The organism is Myxococcus vastator (genome assembly GCF_010894475.1).
Lineage (GTDB): Bacteria > Myxococcota > Myxococcia > Myxococcales > Myxococcaceae > Myxococcus > Myxococcus vastator.
Genome location: NZ_JAAIYB010000424.1, coordinates 1 through 7,321 on the forward strand (window position 1 = coordinate 1; position 7,321 = coordinate 7,321).

Annotated in this window: 6 protein-coding genes and 1 pseudogene; 2 read left to right on the top strand and 5 right to left on the bottom strand. The window is 71.7% G+C overall.

Annotation, left to right across the window (positions count from 1 at the left end; all coding sequences use genetic code 11):
- Positions 1–313, bottom strand: a pseudogene (locus G4D87_RS30260) (hypothetical protein); the annotation flags it as partial.
- A 92-nt stretch (positions 314–405) separates the two neighbouring features.
- Positions 406–1,974: a hypothetical protein gene (locus tag G4D87_RS30265; protein ID WP_205507772.1), complete on the bottom strand. Its 1,569-nt coding sequence runs from the start codon at positions 1,972–1,974 to the stop codon at positions 406–408.
- A 174-nt stretch (positions 1,975–2,148) separates the two neighbouring features.
- Between G4D87_RS30265 and G4D87_RS30270 the strand changes: the two genes are divergently transcribed.
- Positions 2,149–2,517, top strand: coding sequence for a metallothionein (locus tag G4D87_RS30270; protein ID WP_163786175.1), 369 nt, complete (start codon positions 2,149–2,151; stop codon positions 2,515–2,517).
- On the opposite strand, the gene G4D87_RS30275 is transcribed toward G4D87_RS30270, so the two are convergent.
- The 3 genes from G4D87_RS30275 to nadA form a co-directional block, all read right to left on the bottom strand.
- Positions 2,510–3,322, bottom strand: coding sequence for a class I SAM-dependent methyltransferase (locus tag G4D87_RS30275; RefSeq protein ID WP_240358730.1), 813 nt, complete (start codon positions 3,320–3,322; stop codon positions 2,510–2,512). The genes G4D87_RS30270 and G4D87_RS30275 overlap by 8 nt on opposite strands.
- A gap of 60 nt (positions 3,323–3,382) precedes the next feature.
- Positions 3,383–3,982 (bottom strand): zinc ribbon domain-containing protein, encoded by a 600-nt coding sequence (locus G4D87_RS30280; protein WP_163786176.1) that lies wholly within the window; start codon positions 3,980–3,982, stop codon positions 3,383–3,385.
- Between the two features lie 82 nt (positions 3,983–4,064).
- The gene (nadA, locus tag G4D87_RS30285; protein ID WP_163786177.1) at positions 4,065–4,997 is read right to left on the bottom strand and encodes a quinolinate synthase NadA; all 933 of its coding nucleotides are present in this window, start codon (positions 4,995–4,997) and stop codon (positions 4,065–4,067) included.
- 354 nt (positions 4,998–5,351) lie between these two features.
- On the opposite strand from nadA, the gene G4D87_RS30290 reads away from it, so the two are divergent.
- Positions 5,352–7,321, top strand: a 1,970-nt coding sequence (locus tag G4D87_RS30290; protein WP_163786178.1) for a hypothetical protein, incomplete at its 3' end; no start/stop codon positions are given.

Consider the following 7,321-nt stretch of genomic DNA (forward strand, 5'->3'; position numbering starts at 1 on the left):
GCGCGGGCCCGGCCACGGCGACGCCTCGTGAGCGGAGCTGGTACAGCGCCTTCTTCGCGGCCTTGGCCAGGGGCTTCACGGCCGAGGACGACAGGGCCTCCGGCAGGGCGGTGTGCCCGTCCGACACGGCGGCTTCGAGCGCGGCCAGGGCCAGCGGCTCCGGAAGCGCCTCCACGCTGGCGAGGGCGGCCTGGGACACGTCGCGCACCAGGGCGCGGGCGGACTCCACCGCTTCGGCGGGGAAGGCGGGCAGCGGCGCGCCGGCGCGCAGGGCGTCCAGCAGGGAGCGAGGGTCCGAAGAGGAAGAACGCATACCGGACCTTCTACTGCACGGCGCCTGTCCCGGGGCATGCCCCGCGTGGGCATTGCGCCCACCAGGTCACAGTGCCAGGTGCGACGGAGGACTCAGCGCCGGCGCACCAGCGCGCTCTTGCCTGGCTCCGCCACCACGGCCAGCTCGGACTGGAGCCGCGGACCGAACACTCGCGACGGTGGCGCGCCGCGCACGAGGAAGTGGTCGTACCAGACGCCCTGCCGCTCGTAGTCCAGCTGCTGCGGCCGCCACTCGGAGGGGAAGGTGGGGGGCTCCTCGCCGGTGTAGCGCAGCGGGGAGTGCGGCGTGGACGCGAAGGTGAAGTTGGGCACGCCGCCGCGCGCCCGGGCCAGCACCGCCGCGCTGTGGATGAAGACGGGCTGTCGCACCACCCGGGAGCCCGGGTCGAACATCAACCCCATGACACGTGGGCGCGGGGCGGTGGCGGCCACCAGCGGCCCCCATTCGGCCTGCGCCTCCCGGGAGAAGGCGCGGTAGCCGCGCGCCATGACGAAGGCCAGCACCCCCGCGCACGCCAGGGCGGCGACGCGCAGGGGCCTCCGCCACGCGGGGATGGCCGCTGGGACGGTGGCCACCAGGAGCGCGGCGGCCAGGTGCGCGTAGCGCGTGTTGAGGTAGTAGACGTAGCCGCGGATGTCGAAGGGCAGCAGGAAGTAGAGCGCCAGGGCCAGCAGCCCCAGCCCCATCAGCCGCGAGCGCGCCACCAGGCCCTGCGTGTTGGCGCGCGCTGGCCGCAGCAGCCCCGCGGCCCAGCCCGCCACCGCCACCGCGCCCACGGCGTACAGCACCCACCGGTCCGAGCCATCCCGGAAGGTGTTGGCGAGCACCTGGAGGAGCTCGGCGCGGTTCTGCTCGAAGCCCTTCCACGCCAGGTTCTGCGGAGAGAAGGTGGGGCCCCACGCCTTCCAGGGCACCCCGGGCTGGATGTCCGCGGGCTCGCCGAAGCGCAGCACCACCCAGCCGAGGAACAGCGCGACGCCGGGCACCACCCCCAGCAGCGCGGGCACGCGAGGCCGCAGCCGCGCGGCGAGCCCACGGGCTTGTGCGTCCTCGGGCACGCGCGTGGTGAGCAGCAGCAAGGGCAGCCCGAAGGCGAGGAAGCCGAAGGCCTGCACGTGGAACAGGAGCACCGCCACCAGGCACACCGCCAGCCCGCTGCCCCACGTCCGGCGGCGAGCCGGGTCCTCCAGCGCGCGCACGAAGAGGCCGCAGCACAGCAGCGTCAGCGGCAGCGCGGCGCAGTAGTTGATGAAGCCCCAGTTGAAGCTGTCGCCGTAGGCGAAGGGCAGCGCCAGCAGGGCGGGCCAGGCGGGCCGGCCCAGGCTGCGCAGCAGGAAGCCGAGGCTGAGCGGCAGCCCCACCACGTAGGCGGAGAGGAAGACGCGGTTGGCCAGCTCCAGCGGCAGCAGCCAGTTGAGGCCGCTGACCAGGTAGTAGTAGCCCAGGTACGGCGTCAGCGCGTGACGCGCGGCGAACAGCTGCGGGTACAGCGTGGTGGGGTCATCCAGCCGGTGCAGGACGGAGATGAGGTACAGGTGCTGGGGCAGGTCCACCAGGGGCAGGTGGCGCGACACCCACAGGGGGAGCACCCCCAGGACGAGCGCGGCGGCATGGACGAGGCGGGAGTGTCGGGGCGTCACGGAAGGCGCGGACTGTACGCGGCGCCTCCCTGCACGGCGAGCCGCTCGTGCCGCCCGGCCAGCGCCTGTTCCCCAGGTAGACAAAGGTATGGCTGTCGGCCTTGGCAGTCAGGGAGGGCTGCGGTATAGGCGCCAGTCGAGCAGGGGTGCCTGGAGCGCCCCGAGGAGAGCACCATGACGCGCATCGGAACGTGGGTGGCCGGAGGGCTGATGGCGAGCGGCCTGCTCCTGGCACCGGGCGCGGCGGAGGCCTGCGAGGCCCACCGGCGTCCTGCCCCGGAAGCGGCGGCAGCGAAGGCCACGCCGTCGGACGCCGAGCCCTCCTCCCGCGGCGTGGAGCGCCCGTTGGAGGTGCTGGACTCGCTCATGGCCGCCAGGTGCCAGTGCGGCAGCAAGGCGGACTGCACGTGCAAGAAGGGCTCGTGCGACTGCGGCAAGTGCAAGAAGCCGAAGCGGCGGGTGATGGACGCGCTGCGCGGCCAGCCCGCGAACCTGAAGCTGGACGAGGCGCGCTACGACGCGTCCGCGGGCATCTTCATCTAGGCGTCTGGGCGGAGCCCTTCTCCGCCTTCACCACCAGCAGCGACGGCAGGGCCACGCGCTCGAAGCGCACGAAGCCCGCCGCCGCGGCCTCCCGGCGCAATTCGGCCTCTCCCCGAGAATGCAGGCCCACGCCGCGGTGGAGCAGCGCCCGGGGCGCTCCCGGCGACGCGTAGGTGCTGGCCACCCAGCGGCCTCCGGGCCGCAGCACGCGGTGGACCTCCATCATCATCCGAGGCAGGTCCGCGACGAAGGGCAGCGCGTCACTCATCAACACCGCGCCCAGCACCCCGTCCTGGAAGGGGAGGTAGGGGGCTTCGGCGCGCAGGAAGTCCACGGCGACGCCGGCCTCGCGCACCTGGGCCACGCCTTCTTCCAGCATGGCGCGGGACACGTCGAGCGCGGCCACGGGCGGCGCGTCGGGCTCATGCGCCAGCCGCCGCGCGAGCTGCCCCGTGCCGCAGCCCACGTCCAGCACGGGGCCTTCGGGTGTGCCCAGGAGGCTGCGGTAGAGGACGAACTCGCTGTCGCCATCCAGCGGCTGGCGGGTGAGGGCGCGCTGGAGCACGGGGCGCATGTAGCGCTCATAGGAGCGCGCCACCCAACGCTGCTCCATGCCGCGCTGCAGCGGGCCGGACGCGGCGGGGTCCACCACCAGGTCGGCGACGCCCTCGGCCACCGGGTGGCTGGCGCCGCATGTCTGACAGCGCAGCGGACCGAAGAAGAGGACCGGGGCGTCCACCTCCGGCTGGAGGGCGCCACGCCGGCACCGGGGACACCGCAGGAGAGGAACGAGCGCGCGCCGCATGGGGCCGGCAAGGCTACTGTCCCCCGTGCGGCGCGAGCATCTGTTTTCCGCCGGACGCCGTCAGGCCGAGGGCTGCGTGCGTGGCACGCGCTTGTCCTCGGCCACCAGCACCGGCCAGCCGCGGGCCATGGCCTCGCGGAAGAAGGCGGCCAGCTCCCGGCGGCTGTGATTCACCGCGCCCAGGAACGGGTCGATGAGGGACTCCTCGCCCAGGCTACGCGTGGCCGCCAGCTCCACCGGCGTGCCGCAGCGCTCGCAGCGGATGGACACCTGACGCACCAGGGCCACCGGCACCGCGTACCGGGCGCCGCAGTCTCCGCACTTCCACACCAGGGCGCGCTCACCTGCCTCGCGGCGCGCCAGGTTCTCCAGCTCGTCCGCCAGCCGCAGCAGCGCCGGGAGGTCCTGGGGAGGTTGCGCGAAGACGGCGGACGGGCCGTAGCCCGTCTCGGGCGCGCCCAGCGACGGGGGTCGGTCCCCCTGGAGCAGGGTGCGCAGCCTGTCCTTGGCGCGCATGTCTCGGAACTCAGCGCCGGTGAGCGCACGCTCCACCGCCTCATGGACCGGAGGCAGCTCCGGCTCGAGGCGCTCATCGTCCGGCAACGCCTGGGGGAAGTTCACCAGCCGGTGCGCGGGGACTGCGAGGAATCGGAAGGCCACGGTGGCTCCATCGCATTGTGCTTCGTGGGGTGCAAGACGCGAGTTGGCAAATGTCCGCTGCCGCGGGTTCTCCGCGGACTGACTACTGAGACCAGTCCAGCATGCGTTGCAGCGGCGCGCGAGCACCCTCGCGCAGGTCCTCGGGCATGGTCAGCTCGGGCGTGCGCTCCTTCATGCACCGCCAGAGCTTCTCCAGCGTGTTCAGCCGCATGTACGGGCACTCGTTGCACGCGCAGCCGTTGTCCGGCGGCGCGGGGATGAACGTCTTGTCCGGCGCGGCCCGCTTCATCTGGTGGATGATGCCCGCCTCCGTCACCACGATGAACTGTCGCTTCGGGCTACGCACCGCGTAATCCAGAATCGCCTTGGTGGAGCCAATGAAGTCCGCGTGGCGCAGCACCGCCTGCTCACACTCGGGGTGGGCCACCACTTCCGCCTCCGGGTACTCCACCTTCAGCTGCACCAGCTTCTTCTCGCTGAAGATTTCGTGGACGATGCAGCTGCCCGGCCACAGCACCATGTCGCGGCCCGTCTGCTTCATCACGTAGCGGCCCAGGTGCTGGTCCGGCGCGAAGAGAATCTGCCGGTCCTTCGGCACCTGGTTCACGATTTTCACCGCGTTGGACGACGTGCAGATGACGTCGCTCATGGCCTTCACCGCGGCGGAGCTGTTGACGTAGCTCACCACGAAGGCGTCCGGGTGTTTGTCCTTGAACGCCTTGAAGGCCCCCGGCGGGCACCGGTCCGACAGCGAGCAGCCCGCCTTGAGGTCCGGCAGCAGCACCTGCCGGGACGGATTGAGGATTTTCGCCGTCTCCGCCATGAAGTGGACGCCACAGAAGACAATGACGTCTGCCTTCGTGCGCGCCGCGGCCTGCGCCAGCGCCAGGCTGTCTCCCACGAAGTCCGCGAGGTCCTGGACTTCGCTCTCCTGGTAATAGTGCGCCAGGATGACTGCGTTCATGGAACGCTTGAACTCCTGGATTTCCTTCGCGTAGTCGACTTCGGCGCCCATGGCACCTCCCGAGTCCCACATTTAACCGGGACTGGAAGTGCCGGCCAGGGTGCGGTTTGCCCCACTTTGCTCACGCCCGGGTGGCCGTGAATCAAGCGGGCGGCCCTTTTCCAACATCCGCCCTGTCCTCATGCTGGGGCACTCCCTTCCCCATGAGGTCCGGTAAGATGGTGAGCCGGGCCGGACGCCGCGCATGCGGTTCGGCCATTGCATCTGGGAACTTCGAACCACGGGGGGAATGTGAGGGGGCGCCGTCGGAAGGTCCGGCGGGGCGGTGGCGGCTGGCGGTCACATTCCGACCCGTGAAGTGGTTCATCCGGGAGCAGGCGGCTCTGACCCGGTGGAGGAGGACATATGACCGTGACGACGCGCGCAGTGCTGGTCGTGCATCCGGAGGTGGAGCGTCGTGGACGGCTCCGCGCCTTGTTGGATGGCTACGAAGTGCTCGAAGCTTCCAACCGGCAGGAGGCGGTCGAATTCCTCTCGAAAGCCGCCCCCGCGCTGGTGCTGACGCACCCAGACATCTTTCCCCGGTTGTTGAAGGACCTGGAGCGCTACACGCCGCGCTCCATCCGCGCGGTGCTCTGTCCCAGGGACAACGCGCAGGCCCACCACAGCCTGGTGGACGTGGCCGCCGCGGGGCACATGTTCTTCACGCTGGAGGATGACCCCACCCCGGCGCTGCGCCGCGCCGTCCAGGAGCTGCTGGAGCTGCGTGAGTCCGAGCGCCGCGAGCCGCACGGCGTCCTGGAGGCCTGCTTCACGGCGGATGGCACGACGTTCCGCGCGCGGCTGCTCGACGTGGCCACGGGGGGGCTGGGCCTGCGCCTGGAGTCCAGCGTGCGCATCGAGCGGCTCACGCCAGGCACGGAGCTGGAAGGGCTCCAGGTGCTGCGCGGCGACACGCTGGTGCTGCGCGCCGGCCACGCCACGGTGCGCATGGTGCGCCCGCTGCGCGCGCACGAAGGCCAGGGCTTCCACCTGGGCGTGTCGCTGGAGCGCCCCATGGAGCACGCGCGCTCCTCCGCCGCGCCGCTGCTCAACGACTCCGTGCGCATCCGCGGGCTGCTGCGCCGCGCCGTGCGCGCGGGGGTGGGCTTCGGGCTGCGCACGCACGAAGGCAACCGGCTGGTGGACTTCTCCCGCGCGGAGGTGCTGCCGGAGGAGTCCCGTCTGGTGTTGAGCGAGCAGTCGCAGCCGGGCACGCTCTTCCATCCGGGCGATGTGGTGCGGCTGTGCCTGGACTTCGGCGGCGTGTGTCACGTGGGCACCACGGCGGTGCTGGCCTCGGAGCCGAACCAGGTGGAGGTGGCCCTGCCGCGCACGCTGAGCCTGCACCACCGCCGCAACAGCCTGCGCTTCCGCTCCTCCGCGGAGCGGCCCTTCGCGGTGTCCTTCCATTCGCCGCTGACGGGGGAGGCCATCGTCCGCCCGCTGTTGGACCTGCACACCGGCGGCTTCGCCTTTCCCTTCGACGCGGGCCGGGAGGCCTTCCCGCCGGGGCTGGTGCTGGATGACGTGATGCTGCAGCTGCCGGACGGCACGCGCTCGCGCTGCCGCGCGCAGGTGCAGGACACCGGGCAGCTCACGGTGACGGAGGAGGGCGCCAGCATGAGCCGCCCGCGCCGCTGCGGCCTGCGCATCCTGGAGCTGGCGCCGGAGGCCCGCGCGGCCATCCTGGACGCCTTCATCAAGGCGCGGTGTCCCGATGCGCGGGATGCCTCCGAGCTGCCCTTCTCCGACGTGTGGGATTTGTTCCGCGCCGCGGACGTCCGCTTTCCCGACTACCCCTTCCACGAGACGGCGACGCCCGAGCCGCTGGTGGACGCGCACCAGCGGCTGGGCAACGGCATCCACGGCCTGTCCAAGGCCATCGTCTATCAGCGCGAGGGCCGGCTCTACGGCCACATCTCCGGGCTGCGCATCTACTCGCGCACCTGGCTGTCGCAGCACCTGGTGGTCCGGCCGGGCTACCACCGGCACGAATCCATCTCCCAGGAATTGGTGGCGCTCGCGGCCGACTACGCGGAGAGCCTGGAGGACGTGGAGTACCTGCGCGCGCTGTGGCGCTGCCGCAACCGTTGGACGTCGCGAATCTACGGCGCCATCGCCAGCCGGTTGGAGCGCCCGGGCTTGAGCTGCCTGCACGCCTTCACGCCGTGCCGGCTCCCGGTGGACGCCGCGTTGCCGCCGCCTCGGAGCGACTTGCGCGTGCGCCCCGCGGAGACGTCCGATTTGCGCTGGCTGGAGCAGCACCTGCGGGAGACGCAGGACGTGGTGCGCCTGCGCAGCTCGGACCTGGTGGAGGGGGAGATGTCCATGGG